General features: G+C 70.1%; 22 protein-coding genes. 7 read left to right on the plus strand and 15 right to left on the minus strand.

Going from position 1 to position 26,532, the window contains the following annotated elements; genetic code table 11:
* Positions 1-105: 105 nt before the first annotated feature.
* The 6 genes from OG933_RS02950 to OG933_RS02975 form a co-directional block, all read right to left on the minus strand.
* Positions 106-1,107, minus strand: coding sequence for a hypothetical protein (locus tag OG933_RS02950; protein ID WP_362532557.1), 1,002 nt, complete (start codon positions 1,105-1,107; stop codon positions 106-108).
* Positions 1,108-1,249: 142 nt separating this feature from the next.
* Positions 1,250-2,530 (minus strand): TRAP transporter large permease subunit, encoded by a 1,281-nt coding sequence (locus OG933_RS02955; protein WP_405625151.1) that lies wholly within the window; start codon positions 2,528-2,530, stop codon positions 1,250-1,252.
* A gap of 3 nt (positions 2,531-2,533) precedes the next feature.
* Positions 2,534-3,133 carry a hypothetical protein gene (locus tag OG933_RS02960; protein ID WP_405625154.1) on the minus strand — a complete coding sequence of 200 codons (600 nt, stop codon included), beginning with the start codon at positions 3,131-3,133 and terminating at the stop codon, positions 2,534-2,536.
* Positions 3,130-5,259 carry a hydantoinase/oxoprolinase family protein gene (locus OG933_RS02965; protein ID WP_405625155.1) on the minus strand — a complete coding sequence of 710 codons (2,130 nt, stop codon included), beginning with the start codon at positions 5,257-5,259 and terminating at the stop codon, positions 3,130-3,132. Before OG933_RS02965 ends, OG933_RS02960 begins: the two co-directional genes overlap by 4 nt.
* Positions 5,260-5,416: 157 nt before the next feature.
* Positions 5,417-7,018 (minus strand): FAD-dependent oxidoreductase, encoded by a 1,602-nt coding sequence (locus tag OG933_RS02970; protein WP_405625158.1) that lies wholly within the window; start codon positions 7,016-7,018, stop codon positions 5,417-5,419.
* Positions 7,019-7,080: 62 nt separating this feature from the next.
* Positions 7,081-8,115 carry a LacI family DNA-binding transcriptional regulator gene (locus tag OG933_RS02975; protein WP_405633218.1) on the minus strand — a complete coding sequence of 345 codons (1,035 nt, stop codon included), beginning with the start codon at positions 8,113-8,115 and terminating at the stop codon, positions 7,081-7,083.
* Positions 8,116-8,861: 746 nt separating this feature from the next.
* On the opposite strand from OG933_RS02975, the gene OG933_RS02980 reads away from it, so the two are divergent.
* Positions 8,862-9,629 (plus strand): hypothetical protein, encoded by a 768-nt coding sequence (locus OG933_RS02980; protein ID WP_405625160.1) that lies wholly within the window; start codon positions 8,862-8,864, stop codon positions 9,627-9,629.
* A 367-nt stretch (positions 9,630-9,996) separates the two neighbouring features.
* Here OG933_RS02980 and OG933_RS02985 read toward each other — a convergent pair whose 3' ends face one another.
* Positions 9,997-10,350 carry a hypothetical protein gene (locus OG933_RS02985; RefSeq protein WP_405625161.1) on the minus strand — a complete coding sequence of 118 codons (354 nt, stop codon included), beginning with the start codon at positions 10,348-10,350 and terminating at the stop codon, positions 9,997-9,999.
* A gap of 371 nt (positions 10,351-10,721) precedes the next feature.
* Between OG933_RS02985 and OG933_RS02990 the strand changes: the two genes are divergently transcribed.
* The 3 genes from OG933_RS02990 to OG933_RS03000 all read left to right on the plus strand — a co-directional run bounded on the left by OG933_RS02990 (position 10,722) and on the right by OG933_RS03000 (position 13,467).
* Positions 10,722-11,708, plus strand: a complete 987-nt coding sequence (locus OG933_RS02990; RefSeq protein ID WP_405625162.1) for a hypothetical protein — start codon at positions 10,722-10,724, stop codon at positions 11,706-11,708.
* Positions 11,701-12,132, plus strand: a complete 432-nt coding sequence (locus OG933_RS02995) for a hypothetical protein (protein WP_405625164.1) — start codon at positions 11,701-11,703, stop codon at positions 12,130-12,132. Before OG933_RS02990 ends, OG933_RS02995 begins: the two co-directional genes overlap by 8 nt.
* Before the next feature lie 426 nt (positions 12,133-12,558).
* A complete protein-coding gene (locus OG933_RS03000; RefSeq protein ID WP_405625165.1) occupies positions 12,559-13,467 on the plus strand; it encodes a hypothetical protein in 909 nt (302 codons plus the stop codon).
* A gap of 94 nt (positions 13,468-13,561) precedes the next feature.
* On the opposite strand, the gene OG933_RS03005 is transcribed toward OG933_RS03000, so the two are convergent.
* The 6 genes from OG933_RS03005 to OG933_RS03030 all read right to left on the minus strand — a co-directional run bounded on the left by OG933_RS03005 (position 13,562) and on the right by OG933_RS03030 (position 20,441).
* Positions 13,562-13,852: a hypothetical protein gene (locus OG933_RS03005; RefSeq protein WP_362532529.1), complete on the minus strand. Its 291-nt coding sequence runs from the start codon at positions 13,850-13,852 to the stop codon at positions 13,562-13,564.
* Positions 13,853-14,078: 226 nt separating this feature from the next.
* Positions 14,079-15,515: a cellulose binding domain-containing protein gene (locus OG933_RS03010; RefSeq protein WP_405625168.1), complete on the minus strand. Its 1,437-nt coding sequence runs from the start codon at positions 15,513-15,515 to the stop codon at positions 14,079-14,081.
* 161 nt (positions 15,516-15,676) lie between these two features.
* Positions 15,677-17,206: a beta-N-acetylhexosaminidase gene (locus OG933_RS03015; protein ID WP_405625170.1), complete on the minus strand. Its 1,530-nt coding sequence runs from the start codon at positions 17,204-17,206 to the stop codon at positions 15,677-15,679.
* Between the two features lie 42 nt (positions 17,207-17,248).
* Complete coding sequence (locus OG933_RS03020) at positions 17,249-18,088, minus strand: carbohydrate ABC transporter permease (protein ID WP_362532520.1); 840 nt, start codon at positions 18,086-18,088, stop codon at positions 17,249-17,251.
* Positions 18,085-19,095, minus strand: a complete 1,011-nt coding sequence (locus OG933_RS03025; protein ID WP_405625173.1) for a carbohydrate ABC transporter permease — start codon at positions 19,093-19,095, stop codon at positions 18,085-18,087. Before OG933_RS03025 ends, OG933_RS03020 begins: the two co-directional genes overlap by 4 nt.
* 80 nt (positions 19,096-19,175) lie before the next feature.
* On the minus strand, positions 19,176-20,441 hold the full coding sequence (locus OG933_RS03030) for an extracellular solute-binding protein (protein ID WP_405625176.1): 1,266 nt from the start codon (positions 20,439-20,441) through the stop codon (positions 19,176-19,178).
* Positions 20,442-20,781: 340 nt separating this feature from the next.
* On the opposite strand from OG933_RS03030, the gene OG933_RS03035 reads away from it, so the two are divergent.
* Entirely contained in the window at positions 20,782-21,624 is an 843-nt protein-coding gene (locus OG933_RS03035) for a GntR family transcriptional regulator (protein WP_362532511.1), read from the plus strand.
* Between the two features lie 37 nt (positions 21,625-21,661).
* Here the strand turns inward: OG933_RS03035 and OG933_RS03040 are convergent, their stop codons facing one another.
* Positions 21,662-22,228: a hypothetical protein gene (locus OG933_RS03040; protein WP_362532508.1), complete on the minus strand. Its 567-nt coding sequence runs from the start codon at positions 22,226-22,228 to the stop codon at positions 21,662-21,664.
* A gap of 449 nt (positions 22,229-22,677) precedes the next feature.
* Here OG933_RS03040 and OG933_RS03045 point away from each other — a divergent pair, with 449 nt between their 5' ends.
* A complete protein-coding gene (locus OG933_RS03045; protein WP_362532505.1) occupies positions 22,678-23,523 on the plus strand; it encodes an MIP/aquaporin family protein in 846 nt (281 codons plus the stop codon).
* A 24-nt stretch (positions 23,524-23,547) separates the two neighbouring features.
* On the plus strand, positions 23,548-25,065 hold the full coding sequence (gene glpK / locus OG933_RS03050; protein ID WP_362269142.1) for a glycerol kinase GlpK: 1,518 nt from the start codon (positions 23,548-23,550) through the stop codon (positions 25,063-25,065).
* A 261-nt stretch (positions 25,066-25,326) separates the two neighbouring features.
* Here glpK and OG933_RS03055 read toward each other — a convergent pair whose 3' ends face one another.
* Positions 25,327-26,490 carry a ricin-type beta-trefoil lectin domain protein gene (locus tag OG933_RS03055; RefSeq protein ID WP_405625181.1) on the minus strand — a complete coding sequence of 388 codons (1,164 nt, stop codon included), beginning with the start codon at positions 26,488-26,490 and terminating at the stop codon, positions 25,327-25,329.
* Positions 26,491-26,532 lie beyond the last annotated feature (42 nt).

Consider the following 26,532-nt stretch of genomic DNA (forward strand, 5'->3'; position numbering starts at 1 on the left):
ACCGCCTGGCCCACGTGTGGAACAACGGCCCCGGCGCTGAAGCCCTCGACGCGCCGCCGTGCGCCACGGCCGTCACGGTCGTCACCGGGGAGTCGGGCCGTCGGATCAGCCCCGGGCCACCGCGATGGCCCCCGCGAGCCTCTCCCCCGCCTCGTAGATCATGTAGGGGACGCTGCCATCGGTTCCGAAGGAAGGTGCCGCGGCACGCCCGTTCTCCGGAGCCGCGCTGCGCGAGTTGTAGAAGACGCCGAGGTGGGAGCGCTTGCCGAAGTCGTCGCCGACCTCGGTGATCATGATGTCGCCGCCGCTGGACTTGTCCTTGTTGTAGACGACGTACGTGCTGTTGTTCCGGTGGAGCAGGTGCGGACCGCCGACGTTGACCGCGCCGACGTCGCCGTGCCGGATCAACGGCTGCTGGTCGTAGGTCCAGTTGCGCCCGTCCGCGGACCAACCCCAGTGGATGTCACGGTGGTTGGTGGTGTTGTTCAGCATGAACAGCATCACGTAGCGGGCGCCCCGCGAGGGCAGGTCGTGGCGGAAGACCCGGGCGTACGACGTCTCCGTGGTGCCCGCCGGGAGCATGGACGTCGACAGCACGACCTTGTCGTACGTGAAGTGGATCCCGTCGGCCGAACGGGCGAGCCGGGTCGTGGTGTTCTCGCCGTGGAAGTACAGCCAGAACTCCTTGGCGTCCTGGTTCCACAGCACATGCGGTGACGAGACATGGCTGACGGAGTAGTGCCCCGACCACTTGTTGGAGACGATCGGGTTCGCCGGGTACTCCGTGAACGGCCCCGCCAGTGAGTCGCCGTAGGCCAGGCAGATTCCACCGGGCGCGTCGTGCGGCGCGTAGTACAGGTAGTAACGGCCGAGCGGGGAGGCCAGCTTGTCGTAGACGCCCCGGATGCAGGGGAAGATGATCTCGCCTGTGGGGTTGTACTTGAGCTGAGATGCCGTCAGAAGCGTCCGGACGTAGGTGTAGTCGGGGAATCCGCCGGGCGCCGCGGCCGCGGGCTGCGCGCCCAGGGCCGTCCCGACGGCGAGAGCGGCTCCGGTGGCGGCGGTGGTGCGCAGGAAGAGACGCCGGTCGAGGTGGTGCTCGTGCATGGTGGGCTCCGATGACAGAAGGATGGCGGCTCACGCAGGCCGGCGGGCCCCCGGGCCCGCAGATCCGGGCGGGTCCGTCGACTCAGAGGTCGGCTCAGCGGTCGATTCAGTGGTCGGTTCTGAGGTCGGTTCTGAGGTCGGTTCAGAGACGGGTGGCGGCGGTGACGCACAGGCCGCCGAGGGCGACCGCCCAGACGTACGGCAGCGTGCGCACCATCACTTGTTGGGGAGTGACGCCCGCGTACTGGGCGCTCCACACGGTCTGGGTGCTGGTGGGGTCGGCGACACCGAAGACCTGGTTGTACGAGGTGGCCATGCCGAGGACCGCGGCCGCGGGGTAGATGCCGGTGGCGATGAGGACCCCGGCGATGCCCGCGCCGAGCCCGAACACGTTGAGGGGGCCGCGGTAGAGGCACAGCGGGACGAGAAGCGTGAAGACGAGGACGAACAGCACGGGGTTCTGCGGGCTGACGGCCTTGACGAGCGGTTCGAGTGCCTCCACGGCGCCGGGCAGTTTCACGGCCGCGAGCAGGACACCGATGGCGATGAACAGGGCGATCGGCGGGGCCGCCACCTCGAAGCCGCCGTACAGGGTGCGCAGCAGCCGCTTGTTCATCTCGCCGGGCCGGGTCGTGGTGGCCAGCGCGTACAGGACGCCCGCCAACAGCGAGGGGATGATGGCGAGTTCGAAGCCCAGGGCGAGAACGAGCGGGACGGCGGGGGCGAGCAGCGCGTACCAGGGCGCGTCACCGAGGTCCGCGCGGCGTGAACGGGGCCTCGCGTCGACGGACTTGAGCGACCAGGCGTGCTCGGTGCCACGTCGGCGGGTCTCGACGAGGACGAAGGCGAGGGCGGCGGCCAGGGCGAACGGGAAGAGCTTCACCATGAATCCGCGCACGGTCGGGATCGGCAGTTCCAGCGCGGTGGAGAAGAACTGCCACACCGGCAGCTCGAAGGGGATGCCCACGGCGATGCCCATCAACACCGTGCCCGCGGCGGTCACCTTGGGCACACCGACGGCGATCATGGCGGGGATGCCGATGATGCCGGCGAGCATGGCGGCGGGCGCCGAGCCGGTCACGGTTCCGACGAGCGCGGACACGGCGAGGACGCCGAGGGCCACCACGGTCGGGCGGTCTCCGCCGAACTCGACGATCTTGCGAACGAGCGTGCCCGCGATACCGGTCTCGTCGAGGAGCTTGCCCAGCCAGGAGCCCAGAATGATCGCGATCATGGTGGCGGCCAGGGTCGGCGCGCCTTCCTGGAGAACGGTGTCCAGCACACTGTTCTTGCCGGTGAGCGGTGCCCCGGCGAGGAAGGCGATGACGACGGCGAGCAGCACCAGCGCGAAGGCGGTGGGCAGTCTGCGGGTGAGCATCAGGCCGACACCGGCGGCCATGACGAGGAGGATGACGACACCCATGGGTCAGTTCTCTCTTCCGGGCCGGGTGAGCGCCGCGCGCAGCGCGGCGGTGAGGAGCAGCGGGCTGCGGCCGAGCCCACAGACGGTTCTGGCGTAGGAGTGGGCGGCGACCTCTTCGGCACCGGCGACATGACCGGCCACGCGGAGGCGTCCGAGACGCAGCACGGTGTGGCCGAGTGCCTGCCTGAGCGCGCCCCTCGCCGGGCCGTGGTGGAGGTGGGCGTGCACGGCCTCATGGGCGAGCGCGGCCGCGCGCACCGAGCCCGGCGGGTACCAGGCACGCCAGCCGCGGGCGTCGACCAGCTCCTCGGCGAGTGCGAGCGTGTCGGTGTAGAGCTCGACCGTCGGGGGCCGTGAGGTGTAACGGGCGAGCAGCATCCGCTCCAGGCCGTCGTACCGCTCGATCACACGCGCGGTGGACCGGACGGGCGCGAGCCGGGATCCGAACTCGTCAGCTGTGCGGGCCCATTGGCGCAACAGCTCGGGGTCGCGGCCCTCATGGGTGGGTGTGGCGGCCAGCAGCCGGGCGGCCCACTCGACGTCGTCGACGGACGCGGGATCCCTCAACTCCGCGACTTTTGAGGCCGGTTCGGATGTGGTCATGACCGCACCTCCAGGACCGCGACCACCGGCTCGTCGGCCGCGCGGGTCCGCAACTCGCTGCGGGCCAGGGCGAGCAGGGGCTGCGGATCGAGGACTCCGGACAGGTCGGCGATGCGGGAGCCGAGCAGCAGCCGCAGGGCAGGAGCGCGTACCCCGCCGTCGCCGTACGAGGTGGACTCGCCCACCAGCCGGGCGAGTACCTCCGGGGCGCCGGCCACGGTGGTGGTCTCCACGCGGGCGTCGGCGGCGTGGTGGCGTACGACGCCGTCCATGTCGACGATCCGTACGGGCCGACGGGTCGGCCGGAGGCGGCGGTGCGTGTGCGTGCCGTAGACGGTGTGGGCGGCGGTGCCCGCCAGGACGTGGACCGCCGCGGGGTCGGTCTTCAGGCTGGCCGCCGCGGCACGGAGTCGCTCGGTGTCGTCGGCGCGGTGGGACCGGTCCTGGGTGCGCAGTTCGGTGGCGCCGGTCGCGACCGCCCGCACGGTGTTGGTCTGCGGGTCGACGGTGACTTCGACCTCGACGCCTTCGGCGGCGGCGCCCTGGGCGACGACCGCCCGCTCCGCCTCGGCGCGGACGGCGAGAATCTGCTCCTGCGAGGCGCCGGGCACGATCCGCTCGACCTGTTCCCGTACGAGCGCGAGGGCGACGCCGATGGGGCTGATGACCTCGTTGTGGCGGGCGATCCGGCCCTCCATGCCGCTGGTGTGGGCGAGGTGCGGGGTGACGGACGCGGCACCGCCGCCTCCGCCGACGAGGACAGCGGTGTCCTTGTCGAGGCGGTAGTCGCGGACCATGGCGTCCACCACCGCCTTCACCTGGGCGATGCCCGCGTCGAGGATCCGCGTCGCCGCGGTCGCGATGTCGGTGCCGAGGACGGCGGCCAGCGGGGCGATCGCGGCGCGCGCGGTCTCCGGGTCGCAGTGGGCGAAGTCGTTCTCGGGGACGCGGCCGAGGGCGTTGGCGGCACAGGTCATGGTGATGGCGAACCGCCCGCCCGCCGCGTCGATCACGACGTAGTCGGCGGGATCGCCGTCCATGGGCCGGACGGTGTCCACCTCGGCGTCGCGCAACTGGTCGAGGGAGGCGAAGCAGGCGTAGGGCAGTCCCGCGATGTGGGCGCTGCGCGGTCCCACGCCGGTCACCCGGCCGTTGCCGATCCGCACCATGGAGCCGCCGCCGACACCGACCGTGCGCACGTCGAGCGCGTTCAGGTACGAGGTCCTGCCGAGGATGGTGGCGTGCCGGACGGCGACCTTGCCGCGGCGTACGACGCTGATGTCCGTCGACGTGCCTCCGGTCTCCAGGAACGCGCCCTCGCTGACCCGCTCCTGCATCAGAGCGCCCGCGACTCCGGCGGCCGGTCCCGACAGCACCGTCAGGAGCGGTCGGCGGCGCATCTCGTCGAGTGCCATCACGCCGCCGTCGCAGCGCATCACCATCAGGGGCGCGGTCACGCCCGCCTTCGTGATGGAGGCGTCGACGAGGTCGGCGGTGGCCAGCATGCGGGGCAGGATCGCCGCGTTGACCACGGCGGTGCGGGTCCGCTTGTGCAGCCCGTACAGCGAGGTGATCTCGTGCGCGGCGGTCATCGGCAGTCCGTACGGCCTCGCCGCGTCCAGGACGGCCTGCTCGCCCTCGGGGCGGTCGACGCTGAACGGCTGGCTGGCGACGAGGACTTGAGCGCCTTCGTCCTTGAGCTGCTCGACGGCACGGCGGACGGCTGACGTGTCGTGGGGGTCGTCCACATGCGCGTAGGCCAGCGGCAGCCTTTTGCCGGCGGCGAGTTCGAGCTTGCCGAACGAGGCGAGGCGGCGGGTGAACACCGCCGAGGGGCCGGTCCCGATGCCGATCAGTCCGACGGTCGCCACGTCGCCCTCCAGGAGGGCGTTGGTGGCCTGGGTCGTGCCGTGCGCCAGGAAGGCGACGTCGGCCGGGGCACAGCCGGTCTGTTCCAGGAGCCGGTCGAGCGCCTCGACGATGCCGTGCGCGACGCCGTCCTCGTGGTGGTGGCTGGTGGGGACCTTGACCTGGCCCAGGAGTTCGAGGGTCGTGGCGTCCACGGCCACGGCGTCGGTGAAGGTTCCGCCCACGTCGATGCCGACGCGGATGCGGGGTGTGTTCATGTCCGGGCACCTCCTTGTGCTGGATCGGTTGGCGGTGCTGGATCGATTCGCGGTGCCTGATCGATCCGCGACGCTGCATCTCTTCGCGCGGGCCGTCGCCGGGCGGGGCGGCCGGAGCCGCTGCCGCGCCGGTAACTCCCCTCCGTGCGGCGGCCGTTCAGTAGCCGCGCACGTCCGGCCAGTGGCGTTGCACTCCGTCGCGGTCGAGGAGCCGCGCGAACTCCTCGAACCGCTTGTCCTCTGCCTGGACCTGGTGCGGCTCGACGGCCTCGGCCACGCAGTGGGCGGCCAGTGCACCGGCCACCTCGCCGACGTTCCACTCCACCGGGTGGAGCCGGTAGCAGCCGTTGGTGATGTGGGTCGTGCCGATGTTCTTGCCCGCGGGCAGCAGGTTGCGGACCCGCCGCGGCACCAGCGCCCCGAGGGGAATCTCGAAGGGCACCGAGCCGATGTCGATGTAGTTGTCGCCGCCGGTCGAGGGATGCAGGTCGATGCGGTAGCCGCCGACACCGACGGAGTCCCGGTGCCGGGTGCCGCCGTACGGGCCGACCAGGTCGATCGCCACGTCGTGCTCGGTGACCGTGGTGACGGCCTTGATACGGCGGGACTCACGGACGTACGCCGCCTTGGCCAGTCCGTCCGCCGTGCCGGTCACGTCCGGGCGGATCCGCAGACCCGGGAAGCCGGTGCCCCCGTCCGGGCGAGGCGCATCGGTCTGCAGCCAGTACAGCAGTGACAGCGACAACTGCCGTGCCTCGCGCAGCGCTTCGGCCTCCTGGCCGCCGATGTACGGCTTGAGCCAGTAGTCGTTGAGCGGCCAGTTGACGAGCGTGATATCGGAATCGAAGGCGCCCGGCACGTGCAGCTTGCGGGCGAGGACACGGCGAAAGCCCCAGAGTTCCTTGTCACCGGCGTCGGCGCTCTGGTCGGCGGAGACACCGAGCGGGTCGAGATCGGGATTCGGTACGAAGGTCCGCGGCACCGGCTCCAGCGTGCGGGGGTCGGGCGCCTCGAAGCCGAGCAGCGGGCCGGGCCAGAACGGGGGCCGGTAGGTGCGCCAGAACTCGAAGTCCTCCGGGCGGTCGATCGTGTGGTCCTCGCCCTCGTGGTGCGAGAGCGCGAAGCAGACCGTGATGCCCTGCTGGTTGTGGGGCTGAGCCTCGTCCGGGGCGTGCGGCTCGTCGAACTCGGCGCGCGCCTCGGCCCCGTTCGCGTGCTCGACGTCCGCGAGGTGGAGGAGTTCGCCGGTCTCGGTGGCGTCCAGGACGTAACGCGCGGTGAGGGTGCGCGGTGTCCCGTCGCGCAGGTCCTTCACGGTCACCGACCGTACGACATCGTTGTCGGACTCGGCGGAGATCGGCCGGTGCCCGGTGAGCACCGTCAGCCGGCCCGCTGCCCGGTGGGGCGCGAGCATGCCCTCCAGGACGGCGAGGGCGACCCTCGGCTCGTGGCAGAGCTTGCTGACGCGCCCCGCTCCCGGGTTGAGGTCGGTGAGCGCCAGGGCCTCGGCCCGCAGCGGGTACCAGTGGCGGTAGTACCTCCGGATCTCCTCGCGCAGCCGCCGGTACGAGGCGGTCGTCCCGAACCGCTCCACCCACGGGTGCTCGTCGGGTGGCACGGCCTGGCTGGTGAGCTGGCCGCCGATCCAGTCCGTCTCCTCGGTGAGCACGACGCTGCGTCCTGCCCGGCAGGCGGCGAGTGCGGCGGCCACGCCACCGAGACCGCCGCCCACGACGAGGATGTCTGCTACGGGTATCACGCTTCTCCTTGCTGCTGGATCAGGTCACAGGGTGAGGCGGTACGGGCCGTGCTCAGGAACGCTCAGGGACACTCACTACGGGCATGCGGCGGTCCGGTCGTCGGACCCGGGCGGAAGACACAGCTGACGAGCGGCTCGCGCGCCTCCTCCCCCGCGACGAGCGCGGCCAGCAGCCGCACGGCCGCGGCGCCCAACTGCGGCCGGGGAATGTCGAATCCGGTCGGTACGGGCTCGCTCGTCAGATCGGCGGGCGGGCTGCCGAGCAGGGCGAGGGACACCTCCGCGGGGCAGTCGAGGCCGGCCTCGCGCACGGCGGAGAGCAGACCTCGCCAGGCCGCCCCGGTGTCGGTCTCCTCCGCGACGAAGGCCGTCACCCCTTCGTCGGCCCAGGCACGCAGCCGTTCGGGGGTGAGGTCCCGCTGCGGATCCGCGGACCGGAAGACGGTCGCGGGCCCGGAGGGCAGGCCCGCTGTCTCCAACCCCTCCAGGAAGCCGCGCTGGCGGTCCGCCGAGGCGGGCGCGTCGTCGTCCTCGCGGACGAGGACGATCCGCCGATGCCCCAACCCGGCCAGATGGCCCACGACATCACGTGTGGCCTCGACATAGTCCGCGCCCACCCATGCCACGCCCTCCAACTCCTCGCGGCGGCCCAGGTGCACGACCGGGAAGCCGTCCTCGACGAGCCGCTTGAGTTCCGTCCGGGGGGTGTGCCGGCCGATGAAGAGACAGCCGTCGGCGAGCCGGACCCGACTCAGGGCGTCGGGCCCCGCGGCTCCCGCGCCGCCGGTGCTCGATCCGGTGAACAGCACCAGGTCGTAGCCGAGCGCTGCCGCCTCGCGCTCCACGCCGACCAGGAAGGGGTAGTACGAGTGCTGCACATCGGTGGGGAACGTGGCGGTGAAGCTGAAAACACCGAGCAGGTTGTTGCGGGCCGCGGCCAGCCGCCGGGCGGCCGGGTCGGGCACGTAGCCGAGGCTGCGGGCCGCCTCCAGGACCCGACGGCGGGTCTCCTCGGAGATGATGCGTCCCTTGCCGTCGGGCTTCGGGGAGAGCACCAGGGACACGGTCGCCTGGGACACTCCCGCGAGCCGGGCCACCTCGGCCTGCCGTGGCCGTGCCGTACGTCCGGCCGGCGCGGGCGCCCTTCCGGGTCGCTTCCTGGGTTCCACAGTGGCCACTCTCCCGTTAATGCGTATTACCTAATGCGCATTACGGAGACTGCACCTCCTCGACGGACGGGTCAAGGCTTGGGACAGAAGTGCCGAGGAGCAGGGCGACATCGGTCGGGTCGGCGCCCACGGCAGTCGACGGATGTTCCCCGCGGATCCGTGTGGCTGCATGTGACTCCGTGTGGCGCCCCGTAGCGCCCTGTGGCCCTGTGGCTCCCGTGGCGGCTCGCCGCACGGTTTGGCGCGGGTCCTGCACGACCCATCCGTCCCGAACTACCGACTGGAGAGATGGCCCTTCAACGCCGCGTATGCTCGCTCGACCTCGCATGAACCACGGCGGCTCTCACCTCGCGCGGGGACCTACGCGGCATCCGCCTGCTCTGACGTCATGGGCCGATGCTAGCGGCCGACCCGTTCGATCGACGCCCGGCCTTGCCCACTGAGGGGTGTGGCCACTCGAGCCGTGCCGGCCTGCCGGGCCTACTGTCGTCGGGCGCCGAGCTGACGCACTCGTCGTGTTCTGCTCGGCGCCGGCGCACTCTTCGCCGCCACCGTGGGCTCACCTCGGGCCGCACCGGTCCCAGAGCGGCCAGTACAGACCCCCATCCCCTCGTGTAGCGTAGCGATCTTCGGTCGGCGGAAGCCGTACGGAGTCCTCGAAGGCCGGGCACATCATGCATCCCGCCGCACGCCTCGCACCCTGCCGCCTCAGCGCAGCCCTGGAGAACCTCTCCGTCACCTTCCACGGCATGACCGCACATCCGGACGAGCACAACTGTGAATGCCACTGGGGCAGTTCGGAGGAGCTCTCGCTGCTGAAGACGCCGGATGTGGAACTGGAGCCGGACCTCCTGCGCCGGGCCTGGCAGGCCACCGACTGGTCGGATCACGCCGCCGTGCTGCGCCGCATCCTGCCGCAGTTCGCCAGGGCCCTGGTCGCCGGTCGCGCGGATCCCCTGTTCGGGCTGGAAGAGGCCGGAGACTCCTTCGCCCGCGGCCACTGGCAGCAATGGCCCGACGAACAGGCCGCTGCGGTACGCGAGTTCCTGCATGCATGGTGGGTGCAGAGCCTCACCGACGCGGATGCGGCCGTCCCGGCACACCAGGTCTTCGTGATGTGTGCCGATGCGTCCGGAACGCTCGGCCCCTGGCTTGCCGACTGGGAAAGGCAGACCGGACGCCTCAGCGACCTACGTCTCGCCGATGCGGCCGCGGAGTGGGAGTACGAGCTCCTGGGAGAGAATCTGCCGTGGCGCGTCGGCTGGTACGAGCACGACGAGGACGAACTGCGCGCCGACCTGGTCGCCTGGCTCCTCGGCCACGCTGCGACGCGACTCCGCGAGTCGGGCGCATCGGCGGACCTGCAGCACCGGATACGACTGCTCGGACTCACCGGCGAGGACCGCTGGTCGGATCCGCACTGGCCTGGCCACCGCTACTGACGGCCGACAGGTAGGGAGACTCCCGTGGCCGCGTGCCCCGCTCCTTGCACCTGGCACGGCTCCGGCACGCGGCGAGCAAACGGCACGGAACCGGCCGGTTCCGGACAGGTCGATGCCGGTGCCCGAGTGGCTCAGGCCCGCGACTCCTGCTCGTACTCCGTGATGTCTGCTTCGCCCAGCAGGGTCCGAGCCTGCGTCACTATTCGGTTCCCACGCTTCAAGGAGGTGGGTGGGAATCGGCTCGCTGTCCTCGGCCCAGTCCTCCATCACTGCGGATCGTAGGCACTCGAACACCAGGCGGGCAGGGCTGAGGCCGCTTGCCGTTGCTGACTCCGTCGGCGGCATCGGCTTGGGCAACTGGTACATGTCAGCCGTGGATGTCACGGGCCAGGACAGGGTGCAGCGGCGGTGGGGTCCACTCCAGTCCGTTCTTGGAGAGCGTCGCCAGGATCCATGCCTGACCGGCCGGGCCTGCCACAGTCCAGGTATAGGCCATGGGGCGTTTCTGCTCACGCCAGAACTTCCACCGGGGTTCTCGGCTCGCGCCCATGGCAATGTTGTGAACAAGGTCGGCAAGCCAGGCGATGCATGCGACGTAGTCATCATCGGGCCAGCCGGCCAGAGCCTTGTGCCGCCGGGCCATGGCTCGAATCTCGATCACAGCGGAGTAGGTCAGCAAGGATATTGCTGCGTGGTCGTCGACGCGTCGACCGTTGGTCATGAAGCCCTCCAGTTTGCTGATGCCGCGCACCCTGGCGTGAGGCCGAAGGAGTGGCTTGGAACAGGAGTCATTCCTCGTCGCGCCTCTCCAGAACCAGGCCTACGGACCCCTCTTTGAGTCCGTTGCAGGACGGCTTCGCCGTCTTCCGGGTCCGTCCCGCCGGTCTCGTCATTGTCGTACTGGGGTGCACTGGCCAGCATGGCTCGTCCACCCATGCCGCACTGGGACGGAGAAGCCATCGGTCGATGGACGACCGATCGACGGAAAGGCGTCCCGCATGGGGGCGCCTTTCTGTCATCGTTGACTAAGGGCACAATGTGACGGTTGAGCCTGCTGGTTCGCGCAGGGCCATGGGGCATCCAGGGGGGATCGTGCCATTCTTCATACCCATCATTCTCATCGGTGTCGGTGTGGCGACCGGCGGTAGTGGGGTCGCCCTCGGCGGCAAAGGCGCCCACGACCTCAAGCGTTCGAAGGACCGGCTCAAGGAAGCGGGCCAGGACTACGAGCGACGCCTCGCCCAGGCCGAGGAGGCACTGGCAGCGACGAACACCGTCCTCGATGCACTGGGGGAGCAGCAGAGGCAGGCGCTCGTCGATGTCGTCGTACGGATGGGTGACTTTCTGCGTCGCCACGAGCGACAGGTGCGCGAGAGCGAGCGGCTGCTGGTCGAGGGCATCGACGTCACCATGACCAGGATGCCCGGGCTTCGCGGCCTCGATGTCGACGCCGTGGCATGGATCGGCGGGGCTCTCGGATCCGCGGCGGCGGGCGCGGGCGCGGGCGCTGGGATCACGGCGGCGGCGAGCAGCTTCGGAGCCGCGAGCACCGGAGCGGCGATCTCGGGGTTGACGGGCGCCGCGGCTGAGAGTGCGACTCTCGCCTTCCTAGGCGGTGGGTCGCTTGTGTCGGGTGGCGGCGGGATGGCGCTGGGAGCTACGGCGCTCAACTTTGTCACCATCGGTCCCGCGCTGCTCGTCGCCGGATTGGTCGTCAAGGGCCGAGGCGCGAAGGCGACGACCCGGGCGAGGGAGTTCGAGGCGGAGATCGCCGTGGCCATCGCTGAACTTGACGAGACGGACGCTCACTTGAAGGGTGTCGACGCTCGCGCCGCGGAGCTGCGCGAGCTTCTCACGGACCTCACCTTCCGAGCGCTTGCGGCGCTGGATCGCCTGGAGTCGGAGCCGTTCGATCCGCCGAGGCACGCCGCGCGCTTCCAGCGGGCCATGACACTGGTCATGGCGGTCCGCGACGTGGCGGCGACTCCGATCGTGGACGCCGAAGGCGAGTTGGACGAGCGCAGCGCGAACCTCACCATCAGGTACCGACCATTGACCGCGGAGGCTCAAGATGCCTGACCAGCCCAAGGTGCATGTAGGAAGGGTCGTCAACGCGGCCAAGGGTTCAGTTCGGGCGATGGACGGCTTCGCTGCGCTGAACCAGATTGTTGAAGCCGCCCGCGAGTGCATCCACATCCACGAGGTCGAGAGCACCAAGAGAGCCCGGATAGAGGCCTACGAAGCCACGGAGGTGGCTCGGATCCGGGCCGCTGAAGCCGTCCTCAAGGACTACTTCGCGCAGGCATTCGCGGAACGACGCAACATCTATGAGGAGATGTTCGCCCGACTGGACAGGGCACTCGACGAGGGCAACGGCGACGTGCTGCAGGCCGTCGTGCGTGGCATCGTCGACATCGCCAAGAGCTCGCCGCTCGCGGACATCGGAGACCTCTCACAGGTCCGGGCGGCACTGGACGACCCAGATCAAGTATGGGAGCTCTGACCTCGACACGTCCCGGAGGGGCACCGCCGCCCGGACGCGAGCTGGTCCGGCGGCGGCGCAGCGCGGAGGGGCGACCTGCGCAACTGACAGGTCACGGCCCAGGGACATGATCGGTCCGGGGCGTTCGCCTGGGGCTCCCGGACTCCCGTGACTGCGCGTGTGGTCGCTCAGCGAGGTGTGGCGTCCGGGCGGCCGGCTCGCACGTGGTCCAGGTAGTCGCCTCCGGCTACGCCTTGGTCGCACCAGCGGGCCGGAGGGAGAAGACCGGCGTACATGACCCGGCCAGGTTTCCGTGCCGACGGCGCAGCTCGCTGTACGGCCCGGAATCTGTGGGGCAGACTGCCGGGCATGGGGGATGTGCTCAGCGGTGGCCCGGACCGACCGCCCTGGAGACCGCCGCGTCGGCTGATCGCAGCATCCTCGGCCATGGCCCTGTTCGCGGCCCTCGTGGTGGGCATCGTGACCATGGGCGGGTCGGACGAGCAGGCCCCCGCAACGCCCTTGGACTCGTCGTCGGCATCGCCTTCCGGAAGTGCCTTTCCTGACGGCCCGGACACGAACGTCAGGGCGGGGCAGACCCCTGGCATGGTGATCACAGGGCTGCCACTGCCTCAGGGGGCCACGCTGGTCAAGCGTGACCGCACGGCGAACGCAGGACCGTCGACGGTGGTGCTACGACGCTCGGACGGGTCTCTGGGACGGCACGGCGCGGTGGTCACTTTCCCTGTACCGGCGCCGGCAAAGGGGCGCCCGGTCCAGGTCGGCAGCGTCTCGGGAAGGAGTCTCGAGCGCGAGATCACCTGGCCGGCCGGGGGCTCGTACGCACGGATCCGAGGGGATCTGCCGCAGTCCGAACTGATCGCTGTCGCTGCGGCCACTCGCGTCGTCTCGGGCCGCCCCGTCGTCGAATCGCCGCCCGGCCTGTCGGTGTCGGCCACCGGCAGCTCACGGCCGCTCCATGTACACGAGGCCCGATACGGCTCAGCCGAGACCGGGGAGGCCGACGAGCTGTCAGGAGGCCTGACCTTCACCGGCGTCGCCCGGTGCGGCGGCCTCGAAGACCAGTTGTACGGCAGCCGTGTCCGGACGGCAGGGACCGTGCACGGCAAGCCCGCCGTCATCACGTCCGCGTTGGGTGGCAATGGCGCGCTGGCCTGGGAGCCGGTGCCCGGTGTTGTGGCGTACATCGGTTACAGCGGGGCACAACTCGACGAAGGTGCCGTCGCCGCCCTGCACCGCCTGGCCGCGCGGACACGTCTGCTGAGTCCCGGGCAATGGCAGGCCACAAGCCCCACGACGAGCGATCAGATCAACGACTTCGACCCGTTCGACTGATGTCCTCGCACCGATGCTTCCAGGGCCCTGGCTCGCTCGTCCACATGGCCGCGCGGCCCGTGCGACCAGTGACCGTCCGGGGCTGCCGAAGGCCTCAGGTCCTGTCTGCGACCTCGACGACGTCGTCGGCACCAGACGCTTCGTCCCGGGCCATGCCGAGGAAGCGCCGGATCGCTTCGACCGGCATGTCGAGCCCCTCGGACGCGGACTGCTCGTCGCCGAACACCTGCACCGCCTCGGTGACGGCCAGGGCCAGTTCGACCTCTGCCTTGCGGACCTTGGTCTCGGCCTTGTCCACGGTGTCCACCACCGCCAGCTGACGGCGCTGCTTCTCCTGAAGTCTCTGCTTACGGGAGAGGTTCTTGTCAAAGCTCTGCACAGACATGACCAAGATCATAAACAGTCGCGCACGTGCCCACGAAATCGGCAACTCTCCTTGCGTCCGGGTGACTACGGTGCCGACAACGGAGGTTGACGGACAGTCAGACATCGGTCGCACCGATCACCACCCGCAGGCACCGCCGACCCGCTCCGAGGCGGACTGGTGACCACCCCGGCTGGTCCTACCCGTCCAGCCGGGGCTTCCCGAAGGGAGGTCTCAGGGACCTGGTCTAGCCGGCCGGGACGGTGTCCTCGAACGTGGTTCCGGCGGTGCGGTAGGCGTTGACCTTGGCGGTGACCTGAGCGGGTGTCAGGACCTGGTCCTTGACGTGGAGAACGAAGTCGACCTGCTGGTCGTAGGCGCGGGCGGTCGTGGCGGTCTGGCCGGCCAGGTCGATCAGCCACTGGTTGAAGTTGATCGACATGGGGCGCTCGGGCAGGTAGGCGGCGTCATGGACGCCGAAAAGCCGGCCGTCGACGTAGTAGGTGATGGTGCTGTCGTCGATGGTCAGGACGAGGTCGTGCCAGCCGGCGTAGCTCTGGCGGGACTCGGTGTGCTGGTTGACGGCCTGCCACGGGTCCGGGTTGTAGGTCTCCCAGGACGTCGTGTAGAGGATGTTCGAGGGCTCTCCCCAGCCGCCGTTGGGCAGGTACTCGAAGTCGTACTCCGCGTAGTCGTCGGCCATCGGGGCGGTGAGGTCGTTGATGGTGAAGAAGGTCTGGACGAGGTGGTCGCCGTCGGGCCCGGAGAGCGGGGCGTCGGAGAACTTCACCCGGGCCGCGTACGTGCCCTTCTTGAACTTCGTCGCCTTGGTGAGGACTTCGGTCTGCCTGGTGCTGTCCGGCGTCCCCGCGGTCGACGTCCGGAGGTTCATCACGGAGTTGCCGGCGGAGTCGGCGAAGGTGACGTTCTCCGGTGCCCAGGTGGCGCCGGGCACTCCGGGGCCGCCCGAGTTCGAGCGCACGTTCCAGCCGTGCGCGGCGATCCTCGGGTCGCTGGAGGTGGTGTAGTCGAAGTCGCCGAACAGGCTCTGCCCGCCGGTGGGCGGATCGGTGGGTGGGTCGGTCGGCGGGTCGGTCGGGTCGTTGCCCTCGGGGGCGGTGCCCCACACCGTGGCGCCGGACAGCTGGGCGGTGACCTTCGACCAGTCCGCGTAGGCGGTCTGCGCGGGACCGAACGAGTAGTCGTCGCTCTGCCTGAGGGACTGCCAGTCCGCGCGGTGGAAGCGCAGTTGCATGTCCCCGGTGTCGGCGCCGGGCGCGAGGGTGCCCGCGCCCGGGGTGAAGCCGATCTCCAGATAGCGGTCGGCGGTCGCCGTGGGGTGGGCCGGTGCGCCGAAGGTGCCGGTGATGTTGCCGCAGCCCTTCACGGCCCAGGAACAGGCGAAGCGGTAGCCCGCGCCGGCGCTGTCGGCCTTGAAGTAGTAGCGGACCTTCACGGTGCTGAGCTGGACGGCGCCGTCACCGGTGTTCCTGACCTTGAGCCAGGGTTCGGCCTGGTCCGCCGTCGCGCCCGTGGCACTGGTGCGGTACTGGACGGCCACGTCGGCGGCCGCGGCGCTCGCGGTGACGGGCAGCGCGGCGAGGCCTGCCGCGCCCAGGGCGACGGCCACGGCTGATGAGGCTGCGGCCACGCGCAGCCGGCTCGGACGGTTTCTCGACTTCATGGTGATTCCTTTCCGGGGCTGGGTGCTGTGCTCGGTGCTGGGGCAGGACGGTTCGCGCGCGGTTCACGCAGGGCGGTGTTCGCACGCGGCTCACGCAGGGCCCGGCGTTCGCACGCGGCTCACGCACGGCGGCTCACGCACGGCGGCTCATGCACGGCGGCTCATGCACGGCGGCTGACCTCCAGTGCGTCGAGCCGGGCGTTGTGCAGGTCCAGGCGGGACCGGAAGTCGCCCCACTCGGTGGGGCCGCTCCAGCCGCGGTCCGCCAGGGCGCACAGGCGCGGATAGCTGAGGTATTCGAGGCGCTCCGGGGTGGCGGCGAACTCGGTCCACATCTGCGCCTGCGTGCCCAGCACCCGCGCGGCGACATCCGGGGCCGCGCCTTCGGGCACCGGGTCGTGGCCGTGGACGTCCCGCAGACCGACGACGGCTCCCGGTTGCCCGGGTGGCTCCTGCGGGCCGGCGCTCTGCGGATAGTCGAGATAGGTGGCCCGGTAGTGGGCGTTGATCACGTCATGGCCGCGGCGGGCGGCGGCGAGGGCGTGCGCGGGGTCGCGCCAGGCCATCACGGTGAACCCGGCGGGCAGTTCGGTGCCGTTCTCGGCCCAGCCGACCGGGCGCCGCCCGTTGCGGACGAGGAAGTCCCCGATCCGGCCGAGGAACCAGCGGTGCAGGTCGGCGGGCCCGCTCAGGCCTTCGGCCGCGATGCGCGCCCGGGCCAGGGGGCTGCGTTCCCACTCCGTGAGGGGGCATTCGTCGCCGCCGATGTGGAGGTACGGCGACGGGAAGAGTTCCATGGCCTCTTCCAGCACGGTGCGGCAGAAGTCGAGGACCTCGTCGTGCACGCCGAGGACGGTGTCGCACACCCCCCACCGCGTCCACACCTCCAGGGCCCGGCCGGGGTCGTTGCCCAACCGCGGACAGGCGGCCAGGGCGGCGCGGACGTGGCCGGGCATCTCTATCTCCGGCATGACCGTCACGCCACGCGCAGAGGCGTACTCCACCAGCCCCGCCAGCTCGGCCCGGGTGTAGGCGCCGCTGTGTGCGATGCCGTCGAAGTCGTCGCCGGTCGTCCCGGTCATGGACTGGGTGCGGTGGCCGCCGATCTCGGTCAGTTCGGGGTAGGCCGTGACCGGCATCCGCCATCCCTGGTCGTCGGTCAGGTGCAGATGGAACACGTTGATCTTGTGGAGGGCGAGGAGGTCGACGTAGCGCCGCAGGTACTCCACCGGCTGGAAGTGGCGTGCCACGTCGAGCATGGCCCCGCGCCAGGAATGGCGGGGGACGTCGGTGATCTCGGCGCAGGGCAGGGTCCACCGCACTCCGCGCTGCGGCGTCCGCGCCAGGGCCTGCACGGGCAGGAGCTGCCGGATCGTCTGCACCCCGCGCAGCAGGCCGGTGAGCCGTGCGGCGCGCAGCAGCACGGAGTGTGGACCGACCGTGAGGCCATAGCCCTCATGGCCGAGACCCGTGAGGTCCGGGTCGAGGGTGAGGACGACCTCCGCGTCGTCTGCGGGGCGCAGCGGCAGGTCCGAAGCGGGGGCGAGGAGGGTGCGCAGCAGTCGCGCGGCGCCCTCGGCCCCTTCGCCGACGCGCAGACAGGTGTCGGCCGTGAACGTGAACTGTCCCGATCTCCCCCGGGCCTTGGTCGGCCGGGGCAGAAGCGTGGCGTCCAGAGGGGGTGCGGGCACAGTTGTCTCCCGGGGGTCACGCGTGCGGGGAGGGCCGGACGGTCAGCCCTTGACGGCTCCGGCCGCGAAGCCGGCGGTCACATGACGTTGGAGCAGCAGGAACACGGCCAGGGCCGGCAGGGCGAACAGGGTGGAGGCGGCCATGGTGGCGCCCCAGTCCGTGCCGAAGACGTTCTGGAACGAGGAGAGCCAGACGGGCAGTGTGCGGCTGTCCTGGTGCTTGATGATCAGGAAGTTGGCGTAGGTGAACTCGTTCCAGGCCGTGATGTAGCCGAACAGCGAGGTGGCCATCAGGCCGGGGGCGAGCAGCGGGAAGGCGATGTGCCGGAAGGCGCCGACCCGGGTGCAGCCGTCGACCTGCGCCGCTTCCTCCAGTTCGGCGGGGATGGCGGCGATGAATCCGCGCAGCACCACGATCGTGAACGGCAGCGTCATCATGAAGTAGATCAGCGTGAGTGTGGGCAGCCGGTCGAGCATGCCGGTGTCGCGGGAGATGATGTACACCGGGATGATCAGTGCCTCCCACGGTGCCATCTGCGCGATGAACACCATGAGCATGAACTGGCGCCGGCCGCGCCATCGCATCCGGGCCACCGCGAAGGCGGCGCCGAGCGCCACCGCCAGGGCGAGCAGGACGGCGCCCACGGTGACCAGGATGCTGTTGCGCCAGAACAGGGCGAACCCGTCGGCGTCGACGGCGGTGCGGAAGTGGTCCAGGGTCCAGGTCTGGGGCAGGAGTTGCGGGCTGTCGGACTGGATGTCCCGGTTGGGCTTGAACGCGGTGGCGACCATCCAGTAGACGGGGAAGAGGCAGACGACGATCGTCGTCCCCGCGGCGACGTGCAGCGGAAGGCGTCGAAGTCGGGGGCGCGGCGAACTCACAGGGCTTCGCCCTCCTGACGGAACAGCTGACGGAAGTAGAGGACGAGCACCGCGGCCATCATCAGCACGGTGACCATCGAGGCCGCCGAGCCGAGGTCGTAGCGCTGGCTCGACAGGGCGGTCTGGACGGCGTACACCGGCAGGATGGTGGTGGCGTCGCCAGGCCCGCCGTTCGTCATCACCCAGATCTGCACGAACGCCTTGAACGTCCAGATGACCTCCAGCGAGAGGACGAGCATGAAGATCGGCCGGATCATCGGGAAGGTGATGGAGCGGAAGATGCGTCCGGCCGGGGCGCCGTCGATGCGAGCCGACTCGTACAGCTCCGACGGCACCGTGGCCAGCGCCGAGTAGAGGGTGATGGCCGCGAACGGCACGGACTGCCAGACGATGAGCAGGACGAGGATCGTGAACGCGGCCGGGCCGTGCGCGAACCAGGGATAGCGGTCGAAGGAGTCGAAGCCCAGTCCGGTCAGCGTGTGGTTGACGATGCCGAACTCCGAGTGGAACAGCCACTGGAAGACGGTGGTGGCGGCGATGACCGGCATGGCCCAGGCGAGCACGAGCGCGCTGAGCACCGCGGTGCGGCCCAGGCGGCCCAGCCGTTCGATCACCAGGGCGACCACGGTGGCGAGCAGCATGATGAGCACGACGTCGACGGCCATGAACAGGAAGGTGCGGCGCACGACCTGCCAGAAGTGTCCGTCCGTCAGCAGCGTCTCGTAGTTGCGGAGCCCGACGAACCGTGCGTCGCCCCGGATGAGCTGGCGCAGCCTGAAGTCCTGGAGCGAGATCAGCACCGTGCGGGCGAGGGGATACACCAGCAGGTACAGCATTCCCAGCACGGTCGGGGCTACCAGCAGGTACGGCCATGCGCGGCCGGGCCGGAGCCGGCGTCCGTGGCCCGGGCCCGGCGGGGCCGACCGCTCTGACCCCCGCCGTGGCTGCCGTCGTGACGGGCGGCCGAGCGGGAGGCGTATCGCTGCGCGTTCGCGGATGATCGACACGACGTCGTCTCCTTCCGGTTCTGGGCGCGGGGTACGGGGAACGAGGTTCGGGGAGCGGGGAGCAGGCAGCGGGGAGCGGCTCAGGAACCCGACCGCATGGCCTCGGTGATCGACTCGGATGCCTTGGCGGCCTCGGCACGGGCGTCGGCGCCGGTGAGCACCGCGGTCATGTAGTCCTTGATGGGGTTCTTCGCCTCCACGGCGGCCCACGCGGGGGTGTTCGGCGTCGCCCGCCCGACGGCCGCACCCGCCGCCATGGCCGCCGTGCCCGGATCGGAGGCGACCGCGTCGGCCAGGGTCGTCTTGTTGGGTACGTAGCTCATGGCGACGGCGAGTTTGCGCTGCCAGGCGTCACCGGTCAGTTCCTTGATGAACGTGAACGCGGCGTCCTGTTTGCCGGAGGCCGCCGGGACGACCAGGTCGGAGCCGCCGATGAACACCGACCCGGGCCGCTCCGCCGTCTTTCCGGGGATGGGGAAGAAGCCGAGCCTGCCCTTGAGTTCGGGGTTGCTCTCGATGACCACGTTGGCTCCGCCGGGCGTGGAGATGATCTGCGCGACCTGCCCCTTGGCCATGACCTCCGCCTGCGGCGGCTCCGCCTCGTCGGAGTCCCGCGGTCCCTTGCCCAGGGCCTGGAGCTTCTTGTAGAAGTCCATGCCGCGCAGGGCCTCGGGGGTGTCGAGGGTCCCCTCCCAGGAGTCACCGGACCGTTTGGCGAGGTCTCCGCCTTCGTCCCAGATGAACCCGGCCAGCGCGTACCAGGTCTGCCCAGGCAGATAGATCCCCTGGGTGCCGCCCTTGTTGAGCTTCTCGGTGGCGGCGATCCACTGGTCGCGGGTCTTGATGGCGGCCGGATCGACGCCGGCCTTCCGGAACAGGTCGGTGCGGTAGATCACGACGCGGTTGGCCGCGTAGTACGGGATGCCGTACTGCTTGCCCTCGTACGCGCCGGGCTCGGCCAGCCCGCGCAGCCAGTCCCCACCGCCGAGTTCGTCGACCTTGTCGCTGAGATCGAGCAGCCCGCCGCTCTGCGCGAACTGGGCCACCTGGGTGTTGCCCGTCTCGATGACGTCGGGGGCGTCGTTGCTGGCGAGCGCGGCGGTGACCTTCTCGCCGATCCCGTCCCACTCCTGGATCTGCACCTTGACCTCGATGTCCGGGTGCGCGGCCCGGAAGCCTTGGACGAACTCCTTCTGGAACCGGGCCGAGACGCTGTCGCGCATCAGCCAGACGTCGATCGTCGTCGTGCCCCTGTCCGAGCCACCGGACGCATCGGAGCTGCTACAGGCGCTCAGGCCTCCAGCGATCACCAGTGTGCAAACACCTGCAAGCATGCGGAGCTTCACAGTTCACCCCTGGGAGAAAAGCGCCGGGCAACCTGACCAGTTGACCAACTGGTCAGGTGACCTCTCGTTGGTCGATGAAGGTGGCATAGACCAATCGAAGCGTCAACCCCCCTCGTTCTCCCGGGGTTTGTCCGCACTGCGTGAGGAATCACCGGCCCAGAGGGGCCCGCACTGGCTAGACTGCATCTGACCAGTGGTTGCCTAGTGGTCAACAATGGGGAGCTGGTCAAGTGACATCGCCGGCACCGCAAGGCACCGCTTGGCATCGCAGCACCGCTTGGCATCGCAGGGCACCACAGGGCAACGCAAGGCATCACACGCAGTCGGGCAGGAGCGGCACATGAGCGCTGGCGGGTCAGGGGCGGTTCTCAAACGGGAACGCGTCCGCGACTACATCCTCGAACTCATCGAGTCGCTGAGCCCCGGCGACGCCATCGCCTCCGAGCGGTCCCTGTGCACCGACCTGGGCGTCTCACGGCCGACCCTGCGAGCGGCCGTGGACGAACTCGTCGCCGCGGGGCTCCTCGTGCGCCAGCACGGGCGCGGCATGTTCGTCGCGCCCGAGAAGATCACCCAGGAACTCGTCTCCGACCAGCGGACCATGGCCCTCCCACGGGCTTCCGGCGCCTGGTCGAGCCGCCTGCTGGAGTTCACCACCATCGCCGCCGGCGCCCGCGTCGGGCGCAAGCTGCATCTGTCGCCGGCCGCCGACGTCGTCTACGCGGCCAGGCTCCGCCTCGTCGACGGCGTCCCCATGGCCATCGAGCACCTGCACATCCGCGCCGACCTGGTACCCGCTCTCACCGCTCGGGAACTGGAGGCCGGCGACCTGTACGACCATCTCCGCGACGGGCACGGCATCCAGGTCAGCGAGGCCGTGCAGACCATCGAGCCCACCGTCGTCAGCCAGGCGGAGGCCAAGCTCCTCGGGGTACCCCATCTGTCTCCCGCGCTCCTGTTCGAGCGCCTCACCAGCGACACCGGCGGCCGGCCCGTCGAGTACGTCCACTCCGTCTACCGGGGCGATCGCTACCGCATCGTCTCCCGCCTCACCCTGGGTCCCGCGGCCACCCGCGAGTCCACCGCGTCGGCGGGACACCTCCCGGGCATCCCGCCGGGCGCCTTCGCCCATCAGGACTCCGTCGCCCTGACCACCCAGGGCGACATCCAGCCCGCCCGCTGACCCTCACCCCCTCGATCCGGCGAACGGCCACCCGGCCTCAAGCGGTCCGGCGCGAGCGGCCCCAGCGACGGCGCCGCGTCCACCACCGTCGGCCGGACCGGCTGTCCGCGATGCGGTCGCGGAGGTACGTGTGCGGCAGCTCGGCCGTCCGGGAGGCGAGTTCCTCCAACGCCGACAGATAGGAGCCGTCGCTGCCTCTCAGTTCGCGTTCCCGTTCCACGTAGGGCCGGGCCGCCTGCCAGACGCCGACGATCCGGTGCCGCAGGAGCGGCAGGAACACTTCCTCGTCGACGATCCTGAAGACGGTCAGGTTGGCGAGGGTCTGGTAGTAGTACACGACGTTGCAGAAGGCTTCTTTGGCGTCGTGCGGAAGCCCACGCACCCCGCCGTTCGGGGCGTGCTCCTGCTGGAGTCGGGCGCACACGTAATCGTGCTGGTCGTGGAATGCGGCCGACCGGAACTCGGCGAGCAGATTGATCATGGGCTCAATGTTGTTCGCATGGCGGCTGACGCGGGTCTGCCGCATGCCGAGCCAGGTGGGAATGGCGATGGCGGTCACCGCGATGACCACCGGAAGGACGTTGACCAGAAAAGCTTTGAGCATCCGGTCAACGCTAGGCAGGAGCCGCCGCCGACAGGCCGGATGGACACGTTCGGAGTGTTTTCGTCGGTTTCTGCCCGCCTTCGCCGCCACAAGAGATCATCTCGAGTCCGGACGCGTTCGGTATGACTCGGTTGCTGTCGAACACATGACATCGACGTCGGTTGACCGGATGGGCCGGATGCCGCCGGACGGGCCGATCCTGCCCGCTTTCGGCAGGCGTATCGCCGACCCAGGGCGGGGCGTCCTGCGACTGTCGACGCCTTCGGCCACGGGCCGCGCACGGATGGTGGACGGCGTGTAGCCGCGGTTGTCGCACCCACGGTGACGGAAAGATCGAGAAAGGAAAAACGCCCCATTTGTGCGCTTAGTCCATGATCGCCCTATGCTGTTGTCCGGGAGAGCTCGAGCAGTCGACGTGCCGGCTCAGTGCCGGCGGGAAGCGGGCTTCCATGGCTGAGCGATTCAAAAGGTTGGGGTTGGTCGGCGAAATGTCGGCCGAGTTCGTCGGTACCATGATTCTCATTCTCTTCGGCTGTGGCGTGGTGGCCCAGGTGGTCGCCGGTGGAGCGCTCACGACGCCGGCGGGAGGACTCGGAAACCACGACAGCATCGCCTGGGCCTGGGGCCTCGGCGTCACCCTGGGTGTCTACGTCGCGGCGCGACTGAGCGGCGCCCATCTCAATCCGGCGGTGACCGTCGCCCTGGCCACGTTCAAGGGCTTCCCGTGGAGCAAGGTGGCGCCCTACGCGCTGGCCCAGACCGCCGGAGCCTTCGTGGCGGCCCTCATCGTGCGGTGGAACTACACCGAGGCACTGGCGAAGGCCGACCCCGGGCACACCATCAAGACACAGGGCGTGTTCTCCACGCTCCCCGCCAACGGCAATCCGAACCTGCCGGTCCACGAGTGGGGCGCGTTCCGTGACCAGATCATCGGCACCGCCATCCTGCTCCTGCTGATCCTGGCGGTCACGGACCTGCTGAACACGCCGCCGGGCGCCAATCTGGCCCCGTTCATCGTCGGTCTGATCGTCGTGGCCATCGGTATGGCGTGGGGCACCAACGCGGGATACGCGATCAACCCGGCACGTGACTTCGGGCCCCGATTGGCGAGCTTCTTCACGGGCTACGGCACAGCATGGCGAGATCAGTACGGGAATCTCTACTTCTGGGTGCCGATCGTCGGTCCCCTGATCGGCGGCCTGCTCGGTGCGGGCCTCTACAAGGCCTTCATCGGTCGGTTCCTGCCGACGGCGGAGCCCGAGCCTCCCGGCCGAGTTCCGTCCCCCGAGGAATGACACCCACAGCAGAGGCGGCAACCCATGGCTGACTTCGTGGGCGCGGTGGACCAAGGCACCACCAGCACCCGATTCATGATCTTCGACCACTCCGGCAACGAGGTGGCGAAGCACCAGCTGGAGCACGCCCAGATCCTTCCGCGCTCGGGGTGGGTCGAGCACGACCCGGTGGAGATCTGGGAGCGCACCAACTCGGTGATGCAGAACGCGCTACGACACGGCAACCTCTCCCCCGAGGATCTCGCCGCGATCGGCATCACCAACCAGCGGGAGACCACCGTGGTGTGGGACCCGCGCAACGGACGTCCCTACTACAACGCCATCGTCTGGCAGGACACCCGCACCGACTCCATCGCGGCGGCCCTGGAACGCTCGGGCCAGGGCGACGTCATCCGCCGCAAGGCGGGGCTGCCGCCGGCGACCTACTTCTCCGGCGGCAAGATCCAGTGGATTCTGGAGAACGTCGACGGTGTCCGCCAGGCGGCGGAGCAGGGCCACGCCCTCTTCGGCAACACGGACGCCTGGGTGCTGTGGAACCTGACCGGCGGCCCCGACGGCGGGGTCCACGCCACCGACGTGACCAACGCCAGCCGCACCATGCTGATGGACCTGGAGACCCTCGACTGGGACGACGAGCTGCTGGGCTTCTTCGACATCCCCCGGCAGATGCTGCCCACCATCAACCCGTCCTCCCACCGCGAGGCGTTCGGCGTGACCCGCTCCTCCCGGCCGCTGCGCGCCGCCATCCCCATCACCGGGGTGCTCGGCGACCAACAGGCGGCCACGGTGGGGCAGGTCTGCTACGCGCCGGGCGAGGCCAAGAACACCTACGGCACGGGCAACTTCCTGGTCCTCAACACCGGTACGGAGCTGGTCCGTTCGCAGCACGGTCTGCTGACCACCGTGGCGTACCAGTTCGGCGACAGCCCGGCGATCTACGCCCTGGAGGGCTCCATCGCCGTCACCGGGTCGGCGGTGCAGTGGCTGCGCGACCAGATGAAGATCATCAACGATGCGGCGGAGAGCGAGACGCTGGCGCGCACCGTCGAGGACAACGGCGGGATGTACTTCGTTCCCGCCTTCTCGGGCCTGTTCGCTCCGTACTGGCGCTCCGACGCCCGCGGCGCGATCGTCGGTCTGGCCCGCTACAACGACAACGGCCACCTGGCCCGGGCGACCCTGGAGTCCATCTGCTACCAGAGCCGCGACGTGGTCGAGGCCATGGAGCAGGACTCCGGAGTCCACCTCGACGTGCTCAAGGTCGACGGCGGCGTCACGGCCAACGATCTGTGCATGCAGATCCAGGCCGACGTCCTCGGCGTACCGGTCAGCCGTCCGGTCGTCGCCGAGACCACCGCGCTCGGCGCCGCCTATGCGGCGGGTCTGGCCACCGGCTTCTGGCGAGACACCGACGAGCTGCGCACCCACTGGCAGGAGTCCAAGCGCTGGGAGCCCCAGTGGTCCGACGACCAGCGCGCGGAAGGGTACGCGGGCTGGAAGAAGGCGGTGGAACGCACACTCGACTGGGCCAAGGTCGAGTAGCCCGGTGAAGACGGTGGGAGGGGCGGGCCCCAGGGTCCGTCCCTTCCACCGTCTTCACCGTCTTCTGCCTGGTCAGGCCTCGGCGTACTCCCAGCCGCCGCAGCTGTAAGGGGTGCCGCTGGACGTGTCCTGGAGGCAGGCGCGGATCTGCAAGGTGGTGCCCTCCGAGAGTTGTAGCGCCACTGGGCCGGGACGCCAGGGGAGTCACTCTTCAGGGCCACGAAGACGTTGCCGGCGGCCTGGCCTGGCCGTCGGTGGCTCTCAGCCCTTGCTCCACTTCTGGTTGTCGGCTCCGGTGCAGTCCCATATCTGAAGCCCGGTGCCGTCGGCGGTCTTGGCGTCCGTGACGTCCACGCACTTGTCGGCCGGCCGGCTGACGAGGTCGTGGGCGTCGTTGAGCCGGAACTGCTGGGCGGGATCGCCGTTGCAGTCCGCGAGCTGGACCTTCGCGCCGTTGCCCGTCGATCCCCAGGCGACGTCCATGCACCTGCCCAGCGCACGTACGGTGCCGTCCGACGCGAAGGTCCAGCTCATCCGGGCGGCCGAGGCGCAGTCGAGGATGTCCAGAGGCACGCCGTCCTTGGACTCTCCGCCGCTCACGTCGATGCACTTGCCCGAGGCGTGGCTCCGGATCGACACCCCCGAGACGGTGGTGGAACCGCCGGTTCCGGTCGACGCGTGGCCGGACGAGGACGTTCCGGCGGTCGTCGGCCCGGTGGTGTCCGTCGACTTCGACGAGGAGGAGGGAGCGGACGGGGCCGACGGGGACCCTGGGGAACCGACGCTCGTCAGATGCGACTTGGCGTCCGACGACGGGGACGCCGAGCCGAAGGCGCCCGGGGCATCACCGGTTGCGTGGTCGCCGAGGTCGCCGTCCGCGGTGGCGCCGGATGCGGAGCCTCGCCTGCCATCGCCATCGCCGACGGCACTGACCAGGAAGGGCACGGCGACGAGGATCGCGCCCGCGGCCGCTGCCCCCGCCAGCACGCCCTTGTTGAGGCGGCGCCGACCGGTCCGGGCAGTGGTGTCGGAAACGGTGGCCGCGGTATGCGCAACGAGAAGATCGCCGCTCGCGGACCCGAGGGCGGACCGGGGCCCGGGCCGGGTTCGCAAGCCGAGACCGATCCCGGGACCGCGGGCCGAATCCGCTCCCGGATCGGACTGCTCCACCGGGTCGGGCTCCACGACCCGCACGGCGGCCATCCGCGCCTCCGTCATCGCACTGCGCCGGGGTACCCCGGCGCGTCCGGAGAACATGCTCCGCCCGGGCAGGGGCGAGCGCGGCTCGGCGGCTTGCGCCTCAGCGGAATCGCCGGCTTCGGCGAAGGCCCCGGGCTCTGTGGCGGTCCCGAGGTGCGCCGAGGCCTGTTCGTCCTGAGCGGCGTCGGCGACATCGGCCGTGCGCTCGCCGGGGTCTGCCGTCATGGCGTCCTTCCGATGGTGGAGTCGATGGATTCGTCTGCGGTC

The organism is Streptomyces sp. NBC_00016, assembly GCF_045040885.1.
In the GTDB taxonomy this organism is placed as follows: Bacteria; Actinomycetota; Actinomycetes; order Streptomycetales; family Streptomycetaceae; genus Streptomyces; species Streptomyces coriariae.